Below are 21,976 nucleotides of genomic sequence, written 5' to 3'. Positions count from 1 at the left end.
GCTGGTCCTGGTGGTCGGCAGTCGGCCGGACCCACATACCCGGTGGCAAGCCGCGGAGCGGCGCGGGAGCCGGTCGCCCCAACCTCGACGGTGGACGACCACTTCCGCGATCGTCCCTGGCCAAGACATCGACAGCCTGGAGGAGAAGCGACATGCGGGCCGAGGTCAGGGACGGCTCGGGGACAGCAGGGGCGGTCGCTCCGAACTATCGTGCCGCCCATGCAGTTGGACGTTTTCCCACTCCCACAGATGTTCTTCGCGCTGACCATGTGGCTGGCTGGGCAGGCCGTCTTGTACTTCGTGATCCGAATGGCTGTGCGCCACGCATTGAGGACGCGGATCGTCGGCGAGCATCACAGCAAGGTGGGTAAGCCGTAGAGCCCGCCCGTCGGCCGATGCCGGCCGCAGACCGCCCGCCGGCCGAGTGGGGCGGGGATGCACCACGCTTGCGCGGTGTCTTGATGAGATCGTAGGGGAGGGGCCGGCTGCGCTGGCGTTCACCAGGACAAGGGAGCGTGCTGCGTTCCGGTTTACCAGCACGCCATCAGCGAGCGTGACCGGGAGATCGCCGACGCCATGGACCGCCGCCTCACCAGGCAGACCAAGCGTGCGGGGGCCAGGGCCAAGCAGAAGCCGGCCAAGGGCAAGCCGACCACGGTGGCCGGAGACGCGGCCGACGGCGGCGCATCGGCGGGCAGGATGCGTCGGACAACGGGCCGACCCAGCCAGGCGCGGCCGGCGACGAGCCGACAGAGCGGAAGGCAGCCAAGAGCAAGACCGGGCGGACGGCACGTGAAGCCGCATCGGGCGGCACGGCCGGTGCTACTGGTGGCCAATGGCACGCAAGATCAAAAAGAGTTAGAACGGAAACGGCCCAGGTTCGGCGATCATGCCGCTGACCTGGGCCGGGGTTCGTGGAGCGGGCGACGGGAATCGAACCCGCACCGTCAGTTTGGAAGATCGTTTCCGGCTGTCCTGATCCGCCGGGATCGCCTGGTCAGCGGCGGTGTCGTCCTGCCCGATCATGACCACTCGTGACCGTCTGAGACGTCGGTTACTGGCACGTGGCTGGCACGGCTACGCGGCAGGCGCGTGGTTCTCCGGCGGCGTGCGGCTTACCGCCCCCGGCCCCTCGGGCCGGGGGCGGCTTGCCGTGCCGCCGGCTCTCCGCGCGCCTAGACCTGGCACCTCGGTGGCAAGCCGCGCAGCGGCGCGGCAGCCGATCGCCCCAGGTTCTGCGGTGGGCCACCGCCTTCCGCGATCGTCACGGCCTGGCTACGGTGCTTTGTCGGCAGTTGGCACCATCGGCGATGCCCGAGGTCGGCGAGGCTGGAGAGACGATGAGCTGGGAAGTAGCAATATCGACGGCCACTGCTGTTGTCGTCACGCTGTTAGGTGTCGCGGCCGGTGCTTGGGTCACCGACCGAAGCCAGAAGCACTCGTGGTCGCGGAGCGCGCTGGCGGAGGCGTGCGCCATTCTGGTCCAGGAACAGGCTGCTACCTATATGGCTCTTATACGGTGGCGCTCCGACGAGGCTGAGCGCGTCGATTGGGCTGGTTGGAATGCTGCGCTCGCCCGCCTGCAACTGGTGGCACCGACAAAGGTCGTAGATGCGGCCCTGCGGCTAGACACAGCCTTCTGGCACTTCAGCGCCGGGATCGGCGATCACGTGGACGAGGCTGGGTGGTGCCGGCTACGCGACGACCTTAACCAGCAGCGTCTAGAGTTCGTCAACCTCGTGCGGCGGCACCTCACTCCTTCCGCAAGCGAGTTGGAACGCCTTGTTGGGCAGCCGGTGAGGCCGAGCGAGTTTGCACGGAGCACCGCCCCCACCCGGGCTGCCTCATCCTCCAGTGGCCCTGCATCCCCTCCGCAGTTCGATCCTCCGGAGTCACTTCGTTCCTAGGGGCCTCCGATCGCAGGCCCGCCGCGCCGGCCGATGCCGGCCGGAGGCCGCCAGCAGGCCGAGTGCGGCGGGGGGCCGCGCTTGCGCGGCCCTTGATCCTCTCGAGAGGGTTTCGGCAATCGTGGCGTTTGGCGGTTTGTCCTCCGTCGGCTGATGTGCGACACGCGTCCGCCAGGTGACCTGCGACAGTGGTCTGTTTCGACACTCTGAGCCCGACGTCTCCGCGGGGCGTCGGGACTCGGGAGGCCGTTTGGCGGACGTGCTGGCTGTCAGTTCCAGAGTTATCGGCTGGCTTTTGTAGAAGCGCTCGTCAGTCAAGCTTTCAGTGTCACGCTGCTCTTGGCGCCGCGGATTCTGACGGAGAGACGGATCCATCGAGACGAGAAGCTGGGCATGCTGCCGGCTGGTCATCCTGTTCAAGTCGAAGTATTGTCCAGAGGCTAGAGTGTGGATGTGGATGCTGGCGTGAGTCCGATGCGAGCCGAATGGAGTGGCCGAGTGAGTCTGGAGCACGAGGTGGATCAGAACCGCCAGAGCATTCGGTCCGACGGCTATCAGATGTCAATTGGTGAGGTTGCTAATCTTTATCGGGACGAGGAGATTATTATTCGCCCCGAGTTTCAGCGCTTGTTTCGTTGGTCAATCGAACAGCAATCTCGCCTAATTGAGTCGATCCTGCTAGATATTCCCCTTCCGAATATTTTCGTGGCTCAACGAGAAGATGGCGTCTGGGAAGTGGTTGATGGACTCCAGCGTCTTTCGACGATTCTTCAGTTTATGGGTGAGCTTCGTGACGCCGCCACAGGGGAAATTCGTCCTCCTACTACGCTCGTCAAGACAAAGTATCTAGCCAGCCTTGAGGGGGCCACCTTCATTGATGGCGATAATCCATTTCCGAACGCGCTGAGGATTAGCTTCAAGCGTGCTCGTTTGGATTTTCGGATTCTTCTGAAGGAAAGTGACGATGCGGTCAAGTATGAGGTCTTTGATCGTTTGAACAGCGGGGGAACGCCAACATCTCCCCAGGAAGTGAGGACGGCACAACTCCTCATGGCAAACCCTCGCTTCTATGACTGGCTCGATGCCTTGCGTAAGCACGGGGGTTACGAAGATTGCGTTCCGCTCACGGAGCGTCAACTCGCCGAACAGTATGACCTGGAGCTGGTCGTAAGATACTTGGTGTTTAAGAACAGTACCGCTTCGGAGCTCAGGTCGTTCGCGGATGTCGATAGTTTCTTGACGGACAGAGCTCTCGACTTTGCTCGTGATCCAAACTTTGAATATGGTGCGCAGGAGCGGGATTTTAAGGACGTTTTCGACGTGCTCGGTGCGGTCGGGCCGGAAATTTTCCGCCGCTACAACAGGCTCAAGAATAGGTCTGCCGGAGCCTTCAGCGTCTCGGCGTTTGAAGCAATCGCCTTAGGGGTTGCAGGTAACCTTCCCCAGTGGCGAGGGCTGTCTCAGTCTGATCGAGCCAACAAGCTCAAGACTAAGATTTCGGAACTTTGGAATGACGCAGAGTTCATTAAGAATTCTGGTGCAGGGGTGCGAGCGACGACCAGGATTCCCAAGATGGGCCCTATCGGCTCGCGGATCTTCGTTCCCTGACGCGCTATGGCCATCCGGACCGTTGACCAATTAGAGTCAAGCTTGACGGAGGAGCTTAAGTGGCGCAAGCGTGAGATTGGCCAGTGGGAAGGCGTGGCTAGATCGGTGCGGCCCCACGAACTCCCGGCGGTCCTCCGCGGCGGTTTAGGTATCGTTTATGGACAATGGGAAGGGTACGTTAAAGCTGCTGCCGCAATGTATCTCGAATACGTGGCCAGGAAGGGTCTTTCGGTGGCCCAGTTGCGGCCCGAGTTGGCCGCTGTAGCTCTTCGAGGGCTACTGGGGGCTGGCGAAGCTTCTAAGAAGTCCTCAGATCACACTAGGATTATTCTCGCGATCCGTGAGGACTCGCTTGCGCCTGCTCGCTTACCGTATGACCGAGCAACGATACGAACATTTTCAAACCTGAATTTCGATCGGTTTGAAGACATTATGCATTCAATCGGTTGTGACGCATCTCGCCACGAGATTCACCGGTCGCTCATTGATTTGAGACTGCTCAAGAATCGAAACTCGATTGCGCATGGACGCGAGCAGCATGTCGAATTGGATGACTGGAAGGTGATCCAGGAGCGAGTGTTCCTTATACTCTCCGACGTTCGAGTTCAAATTTCGAATGCTGCTGCTACGGGTTCTTATCTTAGGTCTGCTCCGACTGTTCCGGCACCCCGATTCACCTCGGAGTGAAGACTTTTCGAAGCGCAGGATTCTTCCTGGGTTTCTTCGGGGTCAAATGCTGGAATTCGCCGCTGTGGTTGGTGAGGGAAGTTCCTCACACGGCGACGCCGTGTTCGGCATAGACTCCGGTTGCGTTGGAGCGTGCCGCTATGGCCGTACGGATGCGGCGGGCAAGTCGGTCCGGGCCGTACTCCTCAAGCGTATCTGATGCAACGTAACGCCACTCCATCAGTTCGCCGTCGGTAAACCGGATATCTTGTTCCTGGGCCTTGGTAAGACTCCCCGCGTCAAAGACGAAGAGTAGTTTATCTCCCTCGTTTTCCGACGGGGCCCAATCAATTGCCAAGATGCCGCTGATCTCGACGGCTAGACCAAGCTCTTCTCGAATTTCTCGAATACATGCGGCGCGGGGTGATTCGCCTGGTTCGACGTAGCCGCCGGGGATGTCCCAGTGGTTCTTGTAGCTGGGGCGTACGAGGAGGACGTGGCCTTCGTCGTTGAGGAAGAGGGCGCCTGCGGCGACGCGTGGGGTTGCCATGGGTGGCATCTCGTTGGCCGTCACCAGGGCAGCGTAAACGGGCTGGGTCAGTCGAGCACCTTGAGCCGGCGGGCGAGGCTGACCAGTTCGGTAGAGGGTTTGCCGCGTTGTCGGCGTACCCAGGTGAGGGCGAGTTGGCGGCTGAGGAAGTGGTGGCGGACCTGTTCGGGTGCCATCTGTTCGGCGTCGAGCAGCATGGCTTGGGCGTCATCCACCCGGTTCCACGAGCTGTAGGCCCGAGCGACCTCCAAGGCGTGCCGGACGCGGCGTTCCATCGGTAGGGCGGTGGTGTCGACGCGGGGGCCGAGGTCGATGGCGACTTGCAGGTCTCCCAGCTCGGCGGCGGTCGCAACACGGTGGATGGCGACGTTCGTCGGGCCGAACGCGGTCCACAGGTGGTTGGCGTCGCCACCGAGTTTGCCGGCGGCATGGTCGGCTGCGGCGAGGAAGGTGCGGGTGGTGCCGGCGTCGTTGGCGCGTGCGGCGGCCATGGAGCCGGACAGGAACAGGGTGCCGTAGACGGACAGCAGCTCGGGCGTGGCCTGGCTGAGATGGGGTTCGAGGTAGCCGGCGGCGTCTTCGGTGAGGCGTACGGCGTCGGTGTAGCGGCCGGTGGCGTGCAGGGCGTGGCCGACGGATCGGAACAGGGAGCCGGTGATGAGCGGGTCGCCGGTGGGGCGGACGGCGGACAGGCCGCGGTCGGCGGCGATCCAGGCGAGGTCGCTCTCTCCGAGTTTGGTGAGCTGGGTGGCCGCGAGCTGGTACGCGAGGCCGAGGAGCCGGCGGGCGTCGTCCTGGTCGTCGCCGTCGTGGTGGTCGGCGGCGTCCTGGGCGCGGTGTAGCAGGTCGGGTAGCCGGCTGGTGACGTACCCGAATCGGGAGTCCTGGTAGGCGTCCCAGAGTGCCCCGACTTCCTTCCTGAGCACGGCGATGCTGGGTGGTTCCGCTTGGGTGCTGCCGCCGAACGGGGCGAGGGCGCGGTAGTTCATCAGGGCGGCGCGCAGCGCGGGCACGGTGTGGGTGCCGCTGTCGGTGGTCCAGTCGAGCAGGGAGGGTTCGCCGAGCAGGTCGCCGAGGGAGATGTCCAGGGCTTCGGCGAGAGACTTGATGACGGACAGGCGGTCCAGGTCGATCCGGTTGTTCTCGACCTTGCCGAGCCAGTCGGCGGTACGGCCGATGAGTCCGGCGAGGACTTCTTGCGACAGGCCGCGTCGACGGCGGTACCAGGCGACGCGTTCGCCGATGGTCAGGGTGGTGGTGGTGGTGGTCCCGCGCATGGGTTCACTGTCTCCCCTCGGTCGGCGGCGACCCCGGAAGGTTTTTCCGGGTCGCTGGGCGGTTCGTGCCACAGCCTGTGTGCATGACGGGGCTGAACGTATCGACCAACTGCCAATCCTGCTCCGGTGCGGGCTGGAAGTACACCCTCGCTCGTTCCCAGGTCCGGGCGATCGGCCGGGGAGCGGAGCGCACACGTCCGCTGGCCCGCCGGTCCTGTCTGGACTGTGCCGGGTCCGGTCGTTCGGTGTCTTGCTGAGGCTGGCCCGGGGTGGGTGCTGGCATGGGACCGCGACCCGAACGACGGTCCCGACTGAGCCCGCCCGCCTCGGTGCCTCGCAGGCAGCAACCCCTTCCGCCCGGCGCACCGAATCCGGGTGATCTGGTGCTGTTGGACGGTCGGGCGTCGGTGCAGTTCGGCGGTGACCGGGCGTTGTGGCTGCGGGTGTCCTCGATCTGTGACCGGCCGGCGTATGACGGCTGGATCTGGCTCGCCGGCTACGCCATCAACCCGGCGACCGGGGAGGCGTTGGCGCGGCGGGAGGTCTTCGCGCGGATCGCCGGCCTCCAGATCAGCCCTCAACCCACCGGTCCGCCCGAGACGGCACGGCAGACGACGAGGAGGCGTGGTGTTTGACCTACGGGTGCGGCTCGGCGCGGTGCTGCACATCGACGCCGCCGACCGCTACCGCCCTACTGATGGGCCGGTGACGTTGCGGGTCACCGGGGTGCGCCTGGTGCTCAACCGCCCGGAGCGGGAGCAGTGGATCTGGGTCGAGGGCACCAAGGTCACCCCACGCCACCAACACGGCGAACGTACCCAAGTCCTCGTGCCGACCCGACTGTTCGCACCGAAGGGTGCGGCACAGTGACCACGTACCTGTCGGGGGCGGTACAGGATCAGTTGCGGGCCGCGCAGTCACAGCTTGACCGCCACACCCCGTCGAGCGCGGACGGACAGTGCCCGGCCTGCGGGGTGAACGGTCCTTGTCCGCAGCGGCGGGCAGCGTTGCGGGTGTTCGGCCGGTACGGCTGCCTGCCTCGGCGGTGGCCGGGCGCGACTCGTCCGGAACGGGTGCGGGCGTCGTCGTGGTCGGGGTGGTTGGCCGCTGCGGTGGAGGGCGTGACAGCCGAACGGCTGAGCTGACTTGTTCTGTCATGCAAACAACTCATAAGCTGCTGTAATACATGCAGCGTTCATAGGTGGGGTGCCCGCGATGGCGTACGAGATTCCGACGCCGAAATACCTGCGCGTGTTGAACACGCTGCGCAAGCGCATCGAGGACGGCGACTACGCGCCCGGTGCGGCGCTGCCGTCGGAGAACCAGCTCTGCACGGAGTTCGGGGTGTCTCGGCCAACGGTGCTCAAGGCGTTGGGCATCCTGAAGCAGGACGGCTGGATTGAGTCGCAGCAGGGCAAGGGCAGCTTCGTACGCGGCCGACCCGCCGCCGGCCGCACCTCACCGGAGTACGCCCGCGACGCCGTCGAGCTGGACGAGACCGGCGATACGGAGATCCTGCACGTCGGCCCGGTCCTCGCCTCCCCTCGCATCGCGGCCGAGTTGAAGATTCCTGAGGGCACGCCGGTCTACGAACGCCGCCGCCGCACCGTCACGGAGGTCGGCCCGGTCGACCTGATCGCCACGTTCGTGCCGGTAGACATCGCGGTTGGCACCGACATCACCAAGCCGGAGCCCATCCCGGGTGGCCTGCTCGACGTCATCGCGCGGCAGAAGGGGTTACGGGCCGACTACGCCACCGAACGCATGACCGCCCGCCGCGTCAGCCCCGATGAGGCCGACGCCCTGGACGTGCCGGCCGACGAATCGGTGATGAGCGTCATCATTACCGTGCACCAGGCGTCCGGGGACCCCATCATGACCTCGGTCCTGGTCATGCCCGGCAGCCGTCACGAGATCGAAGACACCTACGCCGTGTCCTGATTCGCTCCCCGGCTCAGCCCATCAGGTCGGCGAAGCATCGCGCGTGCCTCGCTGGCGAGATCTTCTGCCTGCCTTGCGGTGAGGCGTCGGGCTTCCCAGATCAGTGCAGCCACGTCCGGTGCAGCCGGGCTGACCGCTGTAGTGCCGGGCGGTCTGATGCCGGTAAGCGCGGCCAAGTCATCGGCGGGTATGGCTAGCAGAGCAGCGAAGCTGGCGACCAGGTCGGGGGTCAGTTCCTTGTCGCCTCGGCCGATGAGTCCGATCGTGGAAGCGGCGAGGTAGTGGGGCGTCACCAGGGCGAGGCATTTGGCCGTTCCCAGCCGATCCAGGTTCCGGTTACGGAGCATGCGCAGGATGATGGCCCGGGGGCCTGGTGGGTGCGTGTCGTAGGCCGGTGCGGGCGGGAATGGCCGACTGCGCTTCGCTTGCGGTAGCGAACGAACGATCTCGCGCAGACGGTGCCGTCGCTCCGATGGAAGCTGCGCCGCTGCCCAGACGAGGGAAGTAACGGCCCTGCCTGCGTTACCGTCCAGCGGGGTCAAGTCGTCCGGCACCGGAAGCTCAGCGATGACGAACAGGTCTGCGGTCTGCAGGCCGAGCGCGGGCGCCAAGATTCGGAGTAGTCCAGGGCTCGGCACCCCGCCGTCACTGATCGCCTGTAGCTCCGCTGGCTGGATGCCGGTGTGCTGGGACAAAGTTGAAAGGGCGAGGTTCCGGTGGCTCAGCAGCCGGGCCAGCGGTGTCAGCTGTCCTGAACTGCCGCTCATCGGGTCATGTTAGGGGTGAGCCCATCCCTTCCGGGCGCACGGCCGTCTGATGGGGACTCTCCAAATTGTGCAACCGGCTCGCATTCACCTTGCTTGTGCTTACAAGCTGACGTAGCTTGTTAGCTCAACCGGTTGTCAGGGTGATGACTGGTGAGGCTAGGAGGCTGCGCGCGTGGTTCCGATGACGTTGAAGGTGCCGGTCCCGTCCGAGTACGTCTTCCCCTCCGGGGCGTTGTGCCTGGGTGTGTCGCCGCAGATTGATTTTGAGCGGCGTGGTGAGGCGGATAACCAGGCGCGGGACAAGGAGACCGGGGAGCGGGTGTGGGTGGTGCGGGTGATGGACCTGGACCCGGAGGCCGGCAAGTTCGGCCGCTCTACTGAGGTGAAGGTCAAGGTGGTGGCCGCGCAGCAGCCGGTGCCGCCACCGTCCACCGTGCCGGGTTATCCGCCGGCGGTGGAGTTCGAGGGCCTGACCCTGACCCCGTATGTGGATTCGCAGCGGTGCAAGCCGGGCCGTTCCTCGGGTGACTGCCGTTCCCGGATGGCGTACTCGCTGCGGGCTTCCGCGATCCGTCCGGCGGCGTCGATGCCGGGCTCGGTGGCTGCCTGAGCTGTCTTGTCGCGCGGGGCGGGTCGTTTCCCCGCCAAGAGTCCCGGCCCGTCCCGCGCTCACCTCATCCCTCGTCTGATGAAGGAGGGCGTGATGCCCACCGTAGTTCACCCTGCCCTGATCGCAGCCGTGCCGCTGCTGGTCGGGGCCTTGCTCCTGCTGGTCCGTACCAGCCTGACCGACGTGCGGTATGCCCTGCGGGAGGTAGAGGCGGCCGTCCGGTCGGCGCTGCGCCTGCCGCCGCCGTCCGGCGTGGTCTACGCGATCCGCTGCCCGCGTTGTTGCCGGTGGGTGAAGCCGCGTCGGTTCGACCTGCGGCGGATGTCGTGCCGGTCGTGCATCGCCACCCTCGGCCGTGGCCGTGGTCGCCATGGGGGTGGCGTGTGCCTCTGATCAACATCATTCCGGGGGACAAGATCCCCGTTGCGCCGATGAATGTGCGTCTTCCCGCGTGGCGGGTTCCGGGCTGGCTGCTGGTGTTCTGGTGGCTGGCCCGGGGCCTGTTCCGCCTCACCATCCTGGCCGTTCGCTACTGGTGGCTCACCGGCCCAACCGTGCTCGCACTGTGGATCCGCGCGGAGTTCGGTGGCCTGGTCCTGGCCGCCGTCGCCGCGACGGTTGCGGCCGGCTGCGCGGCGTGGTGGCGGTGGCATCCGGCCTCCTGGTGGCGGTTCGGCTGGTACCCGCTCGTCGCCCGGCTCCGGGCGTTGGTGGTGTACCGGCCTCGGTGGGCGTCGGTCATGGCTACCTGCGGCTTGGCGACGGTTTTCGGTGGTGACCGGTACGTGCCCCGGCTGGTCAAGGTGCGCTGTGACCGGTGGGGCGATGAGCTGACCGCGCGGATGCTTCCCGGCCAGATCCCTGACGACTGGGGCCAAGCCGCGGAACGTCTCGCCTACGCCTTCCGCCAGCACACCGGCCAAGCCCGCTCCACCGACCGTCCCGACCGGGTGGTGGTGCGCTTCATGCGCCGCGACCCCCTTGCCGGCATCGTGACGCCGCTGCCCGTGACGGACGTGCCCGACCTCGGCGGGCTGCCGCTCGGCGTCCGGGAAGACGGGGAACCGTACCGGCTGCGGCTGGCCGGTTCACACGTCCTCATCGCCGGGGCGACCGGGGCGGGTAAGGGCTCGGTGTTGTGGTCACTCATCCGCTCCCTGGCCGGCGGCATCCGCTCCGGTCTGGTGGAGGTGTGGGCCTTCGATCCGAAGGGCGGCATGGAGTTGGCGGCCGGGGGGCCGTTGTTCGCCCGGTTCGCCTACGACGACCCCGACGCCATGGCCGGCGTTCTCGACGAAGCGGTCAAGCGGATGCGGCTGCGGGCGGCGCGGCTGCGTGGTGTGACCCGGCAGCATGTGCCGACGGTCGAGGACCCGTTGCTGGTCCTGGTCATCGATGAGCTGGCCGCGTTGACCGCCTACATCACCGATCGGAAGGTCCGCGACCGGATCAAGGAATCCCTCGGCCTGCTGCTCTCCCAGGGCCGGGCGGTCGGCGTGCATGTCATCGCCGCCTTGCAGGATCCGCGTAAGGACGTGCTGCCGTTTCGGGATCTGTTCCCGACCCGCATCGGGCTGCGGCTGACCGAACCGGAGCAGGTGGACATGGTCCTCGGCGACGCCGCCCGCGACCGGGGTGCGCTCTGCGACCGGATCCCCGAAACCGCGCCCGGGGTGGGGTTCGTCGTCCTCGACGGCGTCCGCGAACCCGTCCGGGTCCGCTTCGCCTACCTCACCGACGACGACATCCGCTCCCTCGGCCACACCTACCGCCGACTCGACCACCCCACCGACACCACCGACGAGCGGGAGGAGACCGCGTGAAGAACAACGCGCAACGGGTGGAGGGCGTGGTCCTGGTGCTCATCGTCCTCGTCGTCGGCGGGCTGGCCGGAGCGGCGTCGTTCACGCACGTCCATGACTGGACCATGGCGAACTCCCCGGCCGGTACCGGGGACTGGTTCGGCTGGGCCAACGCCGCCATCTCCGAACTCCTACCCCTGGCCGCACTGCTGACCATCCGGCAACGCCGCCGCACCGGCGGCCCCATCGGGTATCCGATGTTCCTGCTCGTGTGCGCGGTAGCACTGTCCTTGGCCGCGCAACTCGCGGTGGCCAAGCCGGGCCTGTCCGGCTGGCTGCTGTCCGCCGTCCCGGCGCTGGCGTTCCTCGGGCTGTCCAAGCTCGTGTTCTCCACCGCCCCGGTACCGCCGCCCGTCGACAAGCCGACCAACGAACGACGCAGCGACGTGCCTACCGGAAGCGACAGGCTGCCGGTGCCATCCGACGACGACCAGGCGGCGACCGTCGTCCGAGATGCCGACGAGGAGCCTCGGCCGGTGGTCCTGCGGCCAGTGCCGTCGATCGAGCGCGAACGGCGTCCCGGTCTCGTGCCCGTCCCGGCGGCGGCGTTCACCCCGCGCAACGGCACCCCTGCCGGTCCGGGAGGTGACCGGTGAGCCAACTCGAACTCATTCCCACCGCCACCCCGACCCCCGACGCTGAGGCCGTCGAGCGGCCTCGGCCGGGGTCGCGGGCCGACCGGATGCGCAAACCCCTCGCCAAAGATGCGCTCAAGCAGCTCGCCGAACAGCACGGCGTCTGCGTCCGACCCCTTGCCCTGCGCCGCACCGACACCGCCACCGGCCTGACCGAGGTCGTGGAAGTGCCCTGCGGGGCCACCCTCGCGGCGAAGTGCAAGCCGTGTGCGGAGCGGGGGCGGCGGCTGCGCATCCAGCAGATCCGGGAAGGCTGGCACCTCGCCGACGAACCCGCCGTCCGCCCCGACGACCCCGGGGAAGACGCGCTCGCCCTCGTGCGGGTACGGGCACACCTGGAATTCGAACGGGAAGCGGTCCAGTACCAGCCGATGACCCCGGACGAGCGGGTCACGCACCTGGCCGAGATTGACGCCGCGATAGCGGAGTTGGATGAGGCGCTGGGTGAGACGAGCCTGCGCGGGCACCTCACCCCGAAAGACCGCGATGAACGCCCACGCCGCAAACGGTCGACCCGACGGCGGCAGGACTCACCCGACCTGCCTCGGCTGCCCGTCGACCCGCGCACGGTCGGCCGGGCCTACTCCGGCAAGACCGGCAAGACCCACCGGCCCTCCATGCTGATCACGCTCACCCTCGGCTCCCACGGGCATGTGCACTCGCACCTGCGGCGCGGTCCCTACGTCGCGCCGTGCGAGTGCGGCCAGCGGCACGGCCCGCATGACGACGTGCTCGGCACGCCCGTCGACCCGACCACCTACGACTACCGGCGGGCCGCACTCGACGCGATCCACTTCGCCCGGGTCCTCGACCGGTGGTGGCAGAACGTGCGCCGCGCGGCAGGCTGGAACGTCCAATACGCCGGAGCCGTCGAGCTGCAACGGCGACTCGCCCCGCACGCGCACTTCGCGATCCGCGGCACCGTGCCCCGCCGGCTGCTCAAGCAGATCGCCGCAGCCACCTACCACCAGGTGTGGTGGCCGTCGTTCAGCGAACCGGTGTACTCGGTGGACAAGCCGCCGGTCTGGGACGTCGACCGACAGGAGTACGTCGACCCGAAGACGCGCGAGCCGTTGCCCACCTGGGGTGAAGCGCTCGACGCCCTGGAGGAACCCGACAGCCGGCCCGCCTACGTCGCCCGCCTCGGTCGGATCGACGCCCGGGGTATCGAGCAGGGCACGAAGGATGCGGAGCGGTCCATCCGCTATGTGACGAAGTACGTCACCAAGGATCTGACCGACCAGGCCAAGCCCCGGTCCGACGCGCAGAAGGCACACTTCGACCGGCTGCACGCGCAACTGTCCGTGCTGCCCTGCTCGCCAACCTGCGCCAACTGGCTCCTCTACGGCGTCCAACCCGACGGCGTCAAGGCCGGCTTGACCCCCGGCCGTTGCACCGGGAAAGTCCACCAACGCTCCACCCTCGGCTTCACCGGCCGGCGCGTCCTCGTCTCCCGCCAATGGTCCGGGAAGACCCTCGCCGACCACCGCGCCGACAACCGCGCCTGGGTGCGGGCCATCTTGGCGGGCGGCATGGCCGACACCGAGGAACACGACCAGGCGCCCGACGAGGCAGACGGGCCGAACCGATACCGGTTCGAACTCGCCCGACCGGAAGACCCCGACGTGCCGCCACTGGAACACCGCCTTCTACGCGCGGTATCGGCACGGATCCGATGGCGCGCAGACCTCGACGTCGCGCGGCAGCGAACAGCCGGCGTTGTTTCGGCAGCCAATCAACCCGCCGCGCTCGCGGCCTGAACCGGGGAGGGAGCAACCGCATGGATGACGAGCTGTTGACCGCCGATGAGGTCGCCGCTCGCCTGAAGGCAACGCCGCGATTCGTGCGCCGGCTGGTGGCTGAGCGGCGGATCGCGTTCGTGAAGGTCGGCCGGCTGGTGCGCTTCGAGGCGTCCGCCGTGGCCGCGTACATCGAGACAAACCGGGTGGTGCCGATGACCCGGGCGCAGTTGCGTGACTACCTGGGGGAGGTGGCCTGATGGCGGGCAGCAAGGGCCGGAGGCGTTTCGGCAACGTGCGGCGGCTGCCGTCCGGGCGGTTCCAAGCGCGGTACGTCGGGCCGGACGGGTTGGAGCGGAAGGCTCCGCACACCTTCGAGACCGAGCGGCAGGCAGGCAAGTGGTTGACCGTCGTGGAGTCGGAGATCATCAAGGGGGAGTGGTCGGCTCCGGAGGCGGGCGAGATCAAGCTTGAGCCGTACGGCCGGAAGTGGATCGCCGAACGGAAGCTCCAGCCGCGCAGCCGCGAGAACTACGAAGACCTGTTCCGGCTGCACATCCGCCCGCACCTCGGCGGGCTCGCCCTGGGCGCGATCAAGCCGCAGACCATCCGCACCTGGCGGCGCACGCTGCTCGACGGCGGCACCAGCGAGCCGCAGGCGGTCAAGGCGTACTCGCTGCTGCGAGCGATCCTCAACACCGCCGTTAAGGAGGATGAGCTGATTCGGCAGAACCCGTGCCGGATCCCGGGCTATGACCGCTATCACACGCCTGAGCGGCCAGTGGCGACCGCCGCCCAGGTGCTCTCGCTCGCCGAGCGGATGCCGGCCCGGTTCTCCGCGCTGGTGATCGTCGCCGCGTTCTCCGGGCTGCGCTGGGGTGAGCTGGCGGCGCTGCGGCGCGGGGACGTCGACCTGACGACGGGCACCGTGCGGGTGCCGCGCAAGCTCGCGGCGCTGCGCAACCGGATGGAGTTTGGACCGCCCAAGTCGGAGGCGGGCAACCGGGTGGTGACGCTGCCGGCGGCGGCACGGCTCGTGTTGGCCGATCACCTGGATGAGTTCGTGGCGAAGGGGCCGGAGGCGCTGGTCTTCACCGGGGACAAGGGGGCGGTGCTGCGTTCCGGCAACTTCCGGCGCGCGGTCGGCTGGTCGGCGGCGCTGCGGGCGGCTGGCATGCCAGAGGGGTTCCACTTCCACGACCTGCGGCACACGGGCAACAACCTGGCGGCGGCGACCGGGGCCAGCACTCGTGACCTGATGCACCGGATGGGGCACGCCAGCATGCGAGCGGCGCTGATCTACCAGCACGCCAACAGCGAGCGTGACCGGGAAATCGCCGACGCCATGGACCGTCGCATCACCAAGCAGACCAAGCGCGCGACGGGCACGGCCAATGCCAAGCGGAGCAAGAACACGGCGGCTATCGGCGCGGCCGGCGACGAGCCGACCAAGCGGAAGCCGGCCAAGGGCAAGAAGGCCACGCGGCCGGCACGTAAGACCGCCTCCGACGGCACGGCCGGCGCTACTGGCACGCCAATGGCACGCAAGATCAAAGAGAGCTAGAACGGAAACGGCCCAGGTTCGGCGATCACGCCGTTGACCTGGGCCGGAGTTCGTGGAGCGGGCGACGGGAATCGAACCCGCACCGTCAGTTTGGAAGACTGAAGCTCTGCCATTGAGCTACGCCCGCGTACACCCGGAGGACCGGGTGCGCCCGACAGCCTACCCAATACCCGCGCCGGCCGCGCGGCCGTATCCCGTCTCCGCGCCGCATCGACACGACAACATCAGGGATGTTGTCGTGTCCGGCCGCCGGGAGAGGACAACATCAGGGAAACTGCACCCGCCTGCCGCCTGCCGCCTGCCGCCTGCCGCCTGCCGCCTGCCGCCTGCCGCCTGCCGCCTGCCGCCTGCCGCCTGGGGGAGTATTGACGCCCGGTTCGTCCTCGTTCGGCGCGTTGGGTGACGCCCCGGCATCCGGTTGTCGGAGGGACGGCATAGACTGCTCGTCGCCACGGGGTGTGGCGCAGCTTGGTAGCGCACTCGCTTTGGGAGCGAGGGGCCGTGGGTTCAAATCCCGCCACCCCGACTGCCGCAAGCACCAGACGGCGGCACCCGGACGACCGGCACGTGGGGCAGGCCCGCCGCCGGCACCGGGCGCTGCTGGTCCGGCGTGCCGGCTCGCCTACACTCGATGGGCCGAAAAGTGCGCCCAGACTCAACCGAGATCCGTCAAGGAGTACGCCTGTGAAGAGCACCGTCGAGACTCTGAGCCCGACGCGCGTGCGGCTCGCCATCGAGGTGCCGTTCGTCGAGCTCGAGCCGAGCCTCAAGAAGGCGTACCGGGAGATCGGCCAGCAGATCCAGATCCCCGGCTTCCGTAAGGGGAAGGTGCCGCCGGCGATCATCGATCAGCGGGTCGGTCGGGGCACCGTGCTCAACGAGGCGGTGCAGGAGGCGATTCCGCAGAACATCCTCTCCGCGGTCCGCGAGCACGACCTGAAGACGCTGGGGCGTCCCGAGGTCGAGATCACCGAGTTCAACGACGGTGACTCGCTCAACTTCACCGCCGAGGTGGACGTCCGGCCGGAGATCACCGTGCCCGACCTGGCCTCGATCGAGGTCACCGTCGACGAGTTGCAGATCGACGACAGCGAGATCGACGAGCAGGTGAGCGGTCTGCGTGAGCGCTTCGCCACCCTGAAGACCGTCGAGCGGGCCGCGGCCGAGGGCGACTACGTCCAGATCGACCTGCGGGCGACCGTCGACGGCGAGGAGGTGCCGGGCGGCTCGGCCAGCAACATCTCGCACGAGGTGGGCAGCAAGCAGCTCCTGCCGGGCCTGGACGAGGCGGTCGTTGGCCTCTCCGCCGGCGAGGACACCACCTTCACCACCCAGCTGGTGGGCGGCGACTTCGCTGGTCGTGACGCCGAGGTGCTGGTGACCGTGCGTACGGTCAAGGAGAAGGAGCTGCCCGAGCTGAACGACGATTTCGCCCAGCTCGCCAGCGAGTTCGACACCATCGAGGAGCTGCGCGCCGACCTGCGCGAGCGGGTCACTCGGGGCAAGCGGGTCGAGCAGATCTACGCCGCCCGGGACAAGGCCCTGGAGCAGCTCGTCGAGGCTGCCGACGTGCCGGCGCCGGAAGGCGTGATCCGCGACGAGGTGGAGAGCCGCAAGGAGGCGATGGCCGACCAGCTGGAGCGCATCGGCGCCTCGATGGAGGACTACCTCGCCGCCGAGGAGAAGACCGAGGAGCAGATCGACGCCGAGCTGACCGACGCCGCCACCCAGGGTGTGAAGGTCCAGCTGCTGCTCGACACCCTCGCCGACGCCGAGGACGTGCAGGTCTCCGACGACGAGTTCGGTCACGAGATCGTCCACCGCGCCCAGCGCGCCGGCATGGCCCCCCAGCAGTACTACGACCAGCTTGTTCGCTCCGGCACCGCCGGCGCGGTGTACGGCGACGTCCGGCGGGGCAAGGCACTGGCTTCGGTGATGGAGCGCATCACGATCAAGGACTCGGCCGGCAACGTGGTGACCATGGACGCGCTGCGTGAGGCGAGTGAGCAGGAGCACTCACACGAGCACTGATCGCCGGGTGGGGCCACCGTCCGCCGGTCGCGGTGGGTGGTGGCCCGATCCCCTTTCCGGGTACGCCTTCGGTCTGCTGCGCTGAGAGCGAACAGTGCCCGGACCGGGAGTCCGGCGACCGGCCCAGCGGTTAGTGTCGGACACGACGGTACGGAGAGCGAAGGGCTGCCATGACCGACATGCACAACCCAGCGAAGCCGCTTCGGGCGATTGACGCCCGCGGCGGTGACACCATTGGCAACCTCGACGACTCGGTCTACAACCGGTTGCTCAAGGAGCGGATCGTCTTCCTGGGCAGCGAGGTGACCGACCAGGTCGCCAACCGCATCTGCGCGCAGCTGCTGCTGCTCGCCGCGGAAGACCCGGACCGCGACATCAACCTCTGGATCAACTCGCCCGGTGGCTCGGTCTACTCCGGCATGGCCATCTACGACACGATGCAGTTCATCGACAACGATGTGTCGACCGTGGCGATGGGCATGGCCGCCTCCATGGGCCAGCTGCTGCTCTGCGCGGGCACGAAGGGCAAGCGTTACGCCCTTCCGCACGCCCGGATCATGATGCACCAGCCCTCCGGCGGGATGGGCGGCACCGCCGCCGACATCGCGATCCAGGCCGAGCAGATGCTGTACACCAAGCGGATGTTCCAGGAGCGCGTCGCCTTCCACACCAATCAGCAGCCGGCGCAGATCGAGGCGGACTCGGACCGGGACCGCTGGTTCACCGCCCAGGAGGCCGTCGACTACGGCTTCATCGACAAGGTGATCACGGGGGCTGCTCAGGTTCCCGAGGGCGCCGGGACCCTGAGCTGATCGAGGAGCAGACGATGACCGACCTCAGCCTGCCGCCCCAGTTCGCGGCCGTGCACAACCGTTATGTTCTGCCGTCGTTCGTCGAGCGCACGTCGTACGGGGTCAAGGAGTCCAACCCGTACAACAAGCTCTTCGAGGACCGCATCATCTTCCTTGGCGTGCAGGTGGACGACGCGTCGGCCAACGACGTGATGGCACAGCTGCTCACTCTGGAGGGGACGGACCCCGACCGGGACATCATCATGTACATCAACTCGCCGGGCGGCTCGTTCACCGCCATGACGGCGATCTACGACACCATGCAGTACGTCCGGCCGGACATCTCGACGGTCTGTCTCGGCCAGGCCGCCTCGGCCGCCGCGGTGCTGCTCTCGGCCGGCACTCCGGGCAAGCGGATGGCCCTGCCGAACTCGCGCATCATCATCCACCAGCCGGCCACCGAGGGCGGCTACGGGCAGGGCTCGGACATCGAGATCCAGGCCAAGGAAATCCTGCGGATGCGTACCCAGCTGGAGGAGATGCTCTCCCGGCACTGCAACCGCCCGGTCGATCTCGTCCGCAAGGACATCGATCGCGACAAGATTATGACGGCTGAGGAGGCCCGCGAGTACGGGCTGGTCGACACGATCCTCACCAGTCGTAAGAAGGGTCTGTTGGCCGCGAACGCGGCCAACTGACCGCTACCGGGTCAGAGGTCGGTCGGGCTCGTTGCCGACCGACCTCTGACACACCCGATTTGGGGGTCGGAGAAACCTCCGGCAGCGGGTAACGTCGGGTCCGTACCGCTTCGGCGGGCGAGGGGAAAGACGGGCGGAGCGTCAGCGTCCGCAGATCGTGGCCGGGGCTCCGGCCGATGAGCGCAGGGAGAACGTAGGTGGCACGGATCGGTGACGGCGGCGACCTACTGAAATGCTCCTTCTGCGGGAAGTCGCAGAAGCAGGTCAAGAAGCTCATCGCGGGCCCCGGGGTCTACATCTGCGACGAGTGCATCGATCTCTGCAACGAGATCATCGAAGAGGAGCTGGCCGAGTCCGGCGAGGTGAAGTGGGAAGAGCTTCCCAAGCCGATGGAAATCTGCCAGTTCCTCGACAACTACGTCGTGGGGCAGGAGGGTGCCAAGAAGGCCCTCGCTGTCGCGGTCTACAACCACTACAAGCGGATCCAGGCCGAGGCGGCCGGCGCGCCGGGCTCCGGCAACGACGGGGTGGAACTGGCCAAGTCGAACATCCTGTTGCTGGGTCCGACCGGTTGTGGCAAGACTCACCTGGCGCAGACTCTGGCCCGGATGTTGAACGTGCCCTTCGCGATCGCCGACGCCACCGCCCTCACCGAGGCCGGCTACGTAGGCGAGGACGTAGAGAACATCCTCCTCAAGCTGATTCAGGCAGCGGACTACGACATCAAGCGGGCCGAGACCGGCATCATCTACATCGATGAGGTCGACAAGATCGCCCGCAAGTCGGAGAACCCCTCGATCACCCGTGACGTCTCGGGTGAGGGCGTTCAGCAGGCGCTGCTGAAGATGCTTGAGGGCACCGTCGCGAACGTGCCACCACAGGGCGGCCGCAAGCACCCGCACCAGGAGTTCATCCAGATCGACACCACAAACGTGCTGTTCATCTGCGGTGGTGCCTTCGCCGGTCTGGATCAGATCATCGAGGCGCGTACGGGGCACGGGGGCACCGGTTTCGGCGCCCGTCTCCGCGCTGTCTCCGACCGCTCCACCGACGACATCTTCAGCCAGGTGATGCCGGAGGACATGCTCAAGTTCGGGCTCATTCCCGAGTTCATCGGTCGGCTACCGGTGATCACGAGTGTCCGGAGCCTGGACCGCACGGCGCTGGTGAGGATCCTCACCGAGCCGCGCAATGCCTTGGTCCGGCAGTACCAGCGCCTGTTCGAGCTGGACGGCGTCGAGTTGGAGTTCGAGCGGCCCGCCCTCGAAGCGATCGCCGATCAGGCCATGCTGCGTGGCACCGGCGCTCGTGGGTTGCGCGCCATCATGGAGGAGGTCCTGCTCTCCGTGATGTACGAGGTGCCCAGTAATCCTGATGCCGCCCGGGTGCTGATCACGCGTGAGGCGGTGCTGGAAAACGTGAACCCGACGATCGTTCCGCGCGAGTTCACGGGTCGCCGTGCTCGGCGCGAGCGCGAGGAGAAGTCCGCCTGAACTCGACCGGCGGCTCAATCTTGCCGATGCCAACGATGCCGAGGTATGGGTGGCGGCGACCGACGCGTTGCCGCACGAGGTTCCCTCGACCGCACACTGCGGCCGGCCACCGCCCACCCGTACGCTGGCAGTCATGCGCCTCGCCGTCTGCCAGCTGAACTCCCGCGATGACCGAGAGGCGAACCTCGCCGCCGCGGAAACTCTGATCGATCGCGCTGCCGAGGCCGGCGCGGACCTGGTGCTGCTGCCGGAGTACGTCGACTATCTCGGACCAGGTGCCGCGATGCCGGCACCGGAGTCCGCGGACGGCCGGGTGGGTCAGTTCTTCGCCGCTGCCGCTCGCCGGCACGGTGTCTGGCTGATCGCCGGCTCGTACCACGAGGCGGGTCCCGACCCGGACCGCACCTGGAACACCACACTCGTCTTCGACCGTGCCGGCTCGCTCGCTGCCTCGTACCGCAAAATCCACCTGTACGACGTGGAGATTCCCGGCCGCGTCTCCTACCGGGAGTCCGCGACCGTGGCTCCCGGGGAGCAGCCGGTCCTGGTCGACGTCGAAGGGTTACGGGTGGGCCTGTCGATCTGCTACGACCTGCGTTTCCCCGAGCTCTATCGACAGTTGGCCACCGTTGGTGCCGCCCAGCTGTTGGTGGTGCCGGCGGCTTTCATGATGCACACCGGGAGAGATCACTGGGAGGTGCTGCTGCGGGCCCGCGCGATCGAGAACCAGTGCTTCGTCGCGGCAGCCGGGCAGACCGGTGACCACGAACCCGGCCGCACCTGCTACGGGCGGAGCATGGTGATCGATCCGTGGGGGACGGTGCTGTCTCAGGTGCCTGATGGTCCGGGGCTCGCGGTAACCGACATCGACCTGAGCTGCCTGGACCGGATCCGTGCCGAGCTGCCGAGCCTGGCGAATCGCCGGCTCTGACGACCTATCCCTGAAGTAGTACGCCAACCAGCGCGAAGCCGGCGATGGCGGCCGCGGTGATCAGAAGAGCGGTACTCATCCGGGTCGGACCGCGTCGGGCCAGCCGGCCGATCGAGACCAGGACCGCGAAGAGCACGAAGGCCCCGATGAGCAGTTGCCATATCGGTAACAGCAGGCCGAGCAGCGCGTCCTCGGCGAGGACCGGGCTCACGGGCCGGGACACGTCATCCATGCCTGACACTCTGGCACGTCGGAACCCCTCGTGGCCGTCTGCGCGGAGACACTCAGCAGAGACTGGGTTCGTACCCGCATCGGCCGGGTTGGACCAGCCGAGTCGTCGGCCGGGACCGACCGTGGGGATGCCACCCCAACGGCGTCCATCGAACTGGAAGCCTGCATCGATGACTGGTGATTTGCCTTCTCGGGGGTGTCCGCGTAACTTTCTCTCTGCACGCGGGAGGCCGGGGCAAACCGGCCGAGAACGGGCGGCAGCAACGCGCAGGCGATGTCAGCGCGGCGCTGAGGCCGGGCGGTGCGGAGCGACTCTGCGAGATGGAGTTGCGATCGCGAAGCCGACCGGGTACGGTACTGGGGCCGGCAGGAGCCGGGCGGATTATCACGAGTGATGATCGGCCGGTCTGCGGTTCTCCACGACAGTCACTGACACCGCAAGGTGGGCGACGGCGTGGGCCCCGGGTCAGCTGCGAGCACCTGATCACTCAGGTTGACCTCGAAGCGCGGCTCGGATAGTTTGGAGCGGTTGCCCCGAACGCGGTTTTTTAACGACGCCGGGTTTGGTGTGTGGTTGTTCTTTGAGAACTCAACAGGGTGTTTGATAAGCCAGTGCCAAGTTTTGCTCATGGCCTTTGTGGTTGTGGGTTTTGGCAGCATTTTTTGTTGTCGGGA

General features: G+C 67.1%; 23 protein-coding genes and 2 tRNA genes. 19 read left to right on the top strand and 6 right to left on the bottom strand.

Going from position 1 to position 21,976, the window contains the following annotated elements:
* Positions 1-219: 219 nt before the first annotated feature.
* The 3 genes from AC2CHE_RS03635 (at position 220) to AC2CHE_RS03625 (ending at position 4,202) form a co-directional block, all read left to right on the top strand.
* Complete coding sequence (locus AC2CHE_RS03635; protein ID WP_484503449.1) at positions 220-378, top strand: hypothetical protein; 159 nt, start codon at positions 220-222, stop codon at positions 376-378.
* Between the two features lie 2,027 nt (positions 379-2,405).
* On the top strand, positions 2,406-3,515 hold the full coding sequence (locus tag AC2CHE_RS03630) for a GmrSD restriction endonuclease domain-containing protein (RefSeq protein WP_484503448.1): 1,110 nt from the start codon (positions 2,406-2,408) through the stop codon (positions 3,513-3,515).
* 6 nt (positions 3,516-3,521) lie between these two features.
* The gene (locus tag AC2CHE_RS03625) at positions 3,522-4,202 is read left to right on the top strand and encodes an MAE_28990/MAE_18760 family HEPN-like nuclease (RefSeq protein WP_484503447.1); all 681 of its coding nucleotides are present in this window, start codon (positions 3,522-3,524) and stop codon (positions 4,200-4,202) included.
* 85 nt (positions 4,203-4,287) lie between these two features.
* Here AC2CHE_RS03625 and AC2CHE_RS03620 read toward each other — a convergent pair whose 3' ends face one another.
* The gene (locus tag AC2CHE_RS03620; protein WP_484503446.1) at positions 4,288-4,755 is read right to left on the bottom strand and encodes an NUDIX domain-containing protein; all 468 of its coding nucleotides are present in this window, start codon (positions 4,753-4,755) and stop codon (positions 4,288-4,290) included.
* Positions 4,756-4,778: 23 nt separating this feature from the next.
* The gene (locus AC2CHE_RS03615; RefSeq protein ID WP_484503445.1) at positions 4,779-6,008 is read right to left on the bottom strand and encodes a helix-turn-helix domain-containing protein; all 1,230 of its coding nucleotides are present in this window, start codon (positions 6,006-6,008) and stop codon (positions 4,779-4,781) included.
* A 383-nt stretch (positions 6,009-6,391) separates the two neighbouring features.
* Between AC2CHE_RS03615 and AC2CHE_RS03610 the strand changes: the two genes are divergently transcribed.
* The 3 genes from AC2CHE_RS03610 (at position 6,392) to AC2CHE_RS03600 (ending at position 7,949) form a co-directional block, all read left to right on the top strand.
* A complete protein-coding gene (locus AC2CHE_RS03610) occupies positions 6,392-6,643 on the top strand; it encodes a hypothetical protein (protein WP_484503444.1) in 252 nt (83 codons plus the stop codon).
* Positions 6,636-6,878 carry a hypothetical protein gene (locus tag AC2CHE_RS03605; RefSeq protein WP_484503443.1) on the top strand — a complete coding sequence of 81 codons (243 nt, stop codon included), beginning with the start codon at positions 6,636-6,638 and terminating at the stop codon, positions 6,876-6,878. The genes AC2CHE_RS03610 and AC2CHE_RS03605 overlap by 8 nt, the downstream gene beginning before the upstream one ends.
* Positions 6,879-7,223: 345 nt before the next feature.
* Entirely contained in the window at positions 7,224-7,949 is a 726-nt protein-coding gene (locus AC2CHE_RS03600; protein ID WP_484503442.1) for a GntR family transcriptional regulator, read from the top strand.
* Here the strand turns inward: AC2CHE_RS03600 and AC2CHE_RS03595 are convergent.
* On the bottom strand, positions 7,934-8,716 hold the full coding sequence (locus AC2CHE_RS03595) for an XRE family transcriptional regulator (protein WP_484503441.1): 783 nt from the start codon (positions 8,714-8,716) through the stop codon (positions 7,934-7,936). The two genes, AC2CHE_RS03600 and AC2CHE_RS03595, sit on opposite strands and share 16 nt — an antisense overlap.
* A gap of 181 nt (positions 8,717-8,897) precedes the next feature.
* Here AC2CHE_RS03595 and AC2CHE_RS03590 point away from each other — a divergent pair, with 181 nt between their 5' ends.
* The 7 genes from AC2CHE_RS03590 (at position 8,898) to AC2CHE_RS03560 (ending at position 15,126) form a co-directional block, all read left to right on the top strand.
* Positions 8,898-9,326, top strand: coding sequence for a hypothetical protein (locus AC2CHE_RS03590; RefSeq protein WP_484503440.1), 429 nt, complete (start codon positions 8,898-8,900; stop codon positions 9,324-9,326).
* Between the two features lie 93 nt (positions 9,327-9,419).
* A complete protein-coding gene (locus tag AC2CHE_RS03585) occupies positions 9,420-9,719 on the top strand; it encodes a hypothetical protein (protein WP_484503439.1) in 300 nt (99 codons plus the stop codon).
* Between the two features lie 38 nt (positions 9,720-9,757).
* A complete protein-coding gene (locus tag AC2CHE_RS03580) occupies positions 9,758-11,149 on the top strand; it encodes an FtsK/SpoIIIE domain-containing protein (protein WP_484503438.1) in 1,392 nt (463 codons plus the stop codon).
* A complete protein-coding gene (locus AC2CHE_RS03575) occupies positions 11,146-11,784 on the top strand; it encodes a DUF2637 domain-containing protein (RefSeq protein ID WP_484503437.1) in 639 nt (212 codons plus the stop codon). The genes AC2CHE_RS03580 and AC2CHE_RS03575 overlap by 4 nt, the downstream gene beginning before the upstream one ends.
* A complete protein-coding gene (locus AC2CHE_RS03570; protein ID WP_484503436.1) occupies positions 11,781-13,583 on the top strand; it encodes a replication initiator in 1,803 nt (600 codons plus the stop codon). The genes AC2CHE_RS03575 and AC2CHE_RS03570 overlap by 4 nt, the downstream gene beginning before the upstream one ends.
* Positions 13,584-13,603: 20 nt before the next feature.
* Positions 13,604-13,822: a helix-turn-helix domain-containing protein gene (locus tag AC2CHE_RS03565; protein WP_210830539.1), complete on the top strand. Its 219-nt coding sequence runs from the start codon at positions 13,604-13,606 to the stop codon at positions 13,820-13,822.
* Positions 13,822-15,126, top strand: coding sequence for a tyrosine-type recombinase/integrase (locus AC2CHE_RS03560; RefSeq protein ID WP_484503435.1), 1,305 nt, complete (start codon positions 13,822-13,824; stop codon positions 15,124-15,126). Before AC2CHE_RS03565 ends, AC2CHE_RS03560 begins: the two co-directional genes overlap by 1 nt.
* Positions 15,127-15,179: 53 nt before the next feature.
* On the opposite strand, the gene AC2CHE_RS03555 is transcribed toward AC2CHE_RS03560, so the two are convergent.
* Positions 15,180-15,253: transfer RNA gene (locus AC2CHE_RS03555), tRNA-Gly, on the bottom strand.
* 325 nt (positions 15,254-15,578) lie between these two features.
* Here AC2CHE_RS03555 and AC2CHE_RS03550 point away from each other — a divergent pair.
* The 6 genes from AC2CHE_RS03550 to AC2CHE_RS03525 all read left to right on the top strand — a co-directional run bounded on the left by AC2CHE_RS03550 (position 15,579) and on the right by AC2CHE_RS03525 (position 21,070).
* Positions 15,579-15,652: transfer RNA gene (locus AC2CHE_RS03550), tRNA-Pro, on the top strand.
* A gap of 158 nt (positions 15,653-15,810) precedes the next feature.
* On the top strand, positions 15,811-17,157 hold the full coding sequence (gene tig, locus AC2CHE_RS03545) for a trigger factor (RefSeq protein ID WP_484503434.1): 1,347 nt from the start codon (positions 15,811-15,813) through the stop codon (positions 17,155-17,157).
* A 170-nt stretch (positions 17,158-17,327) separates the two neighbouring features.
* Positions 17,328-17,969, top strand: a complete 642-nt coding sequence (locus tag AC2CHE_RS03540; RefSeq protein ID WP_484503433.1) for a ClpP family protease — start codon at positions 17,328-17,330, stop codon at positions 17,967-17,969.
* Between the two features lie 14 nt (positions 17,970-17,983).
* Entirely contained in the window at positions 17,984-18,646 is a 663-nt protein-coding gene (locus AC2CHE_RS03535) for an ATP-dependent Clp protease proteolytic subunit (RefSeq protein WP_484503432.1), read from the top strand.
* Between the two features lie 197 nt (positions 18,647-18,843).
* Positions 18,844-20,139, top strand: coding sequence for an ATP-dependent Clp protease ATP-binding subunit ClpX (clpX, locus tag AC2CHE_RS03530; protein WP_210830537.1), 1,296 nt, complete (start codon positions 18,844-18,846; stop codon positions 20,137-20,139).
* Between the two features lie 133 nt (positions 20,140-20,272).
* Entirely contained in the window at positions 20,273-21,070 is a 798-nt protein-coding gene (locus tag AC2CHE_RS03525) for a carbon-nitrogen hydrolase family protein (protein WP_484503431.1), read from the top strand.
* Positions 21,071-21,074: 4 nt separating this feature from the next.
* Here AC2CHE_RS03525 and AC2CHE_RS03520 read toward each other — a convergent pair whose 3' ends face one another.
* Both AC2CHE_RS03520 and AC2CHE_RS03515 read right to left on the bottom strand, forming a co-directional pair.
* Positions 21,075-21,302: a hypothetical protein gene (locus AC2CHE_RS03520; protein WP_484503430.1), complete on the bottom strand. Its 228-nt coding sequence runs from the start codon at positions 21,300-21,302 to the stop codon at positions 21,075-21,077.
* Positions 21,303-21,727: 425 nt separating this feature from the next.
* The coding region (locus AC2CHE_RS03515; protein WP_484503429.1) for a hypothetical protein at positions 21,728-21,976 on the bottom strand (249 nt) is incomplete at its 5' end.

It is taken from the genome of Micromonospora sp. ATLC16 (genome assembly GCF_057196645.1).
Note: the sequence above shows the minus strand (reverse complement) of the source record. Positions and strands in the feature narration are given on the sequence as shown.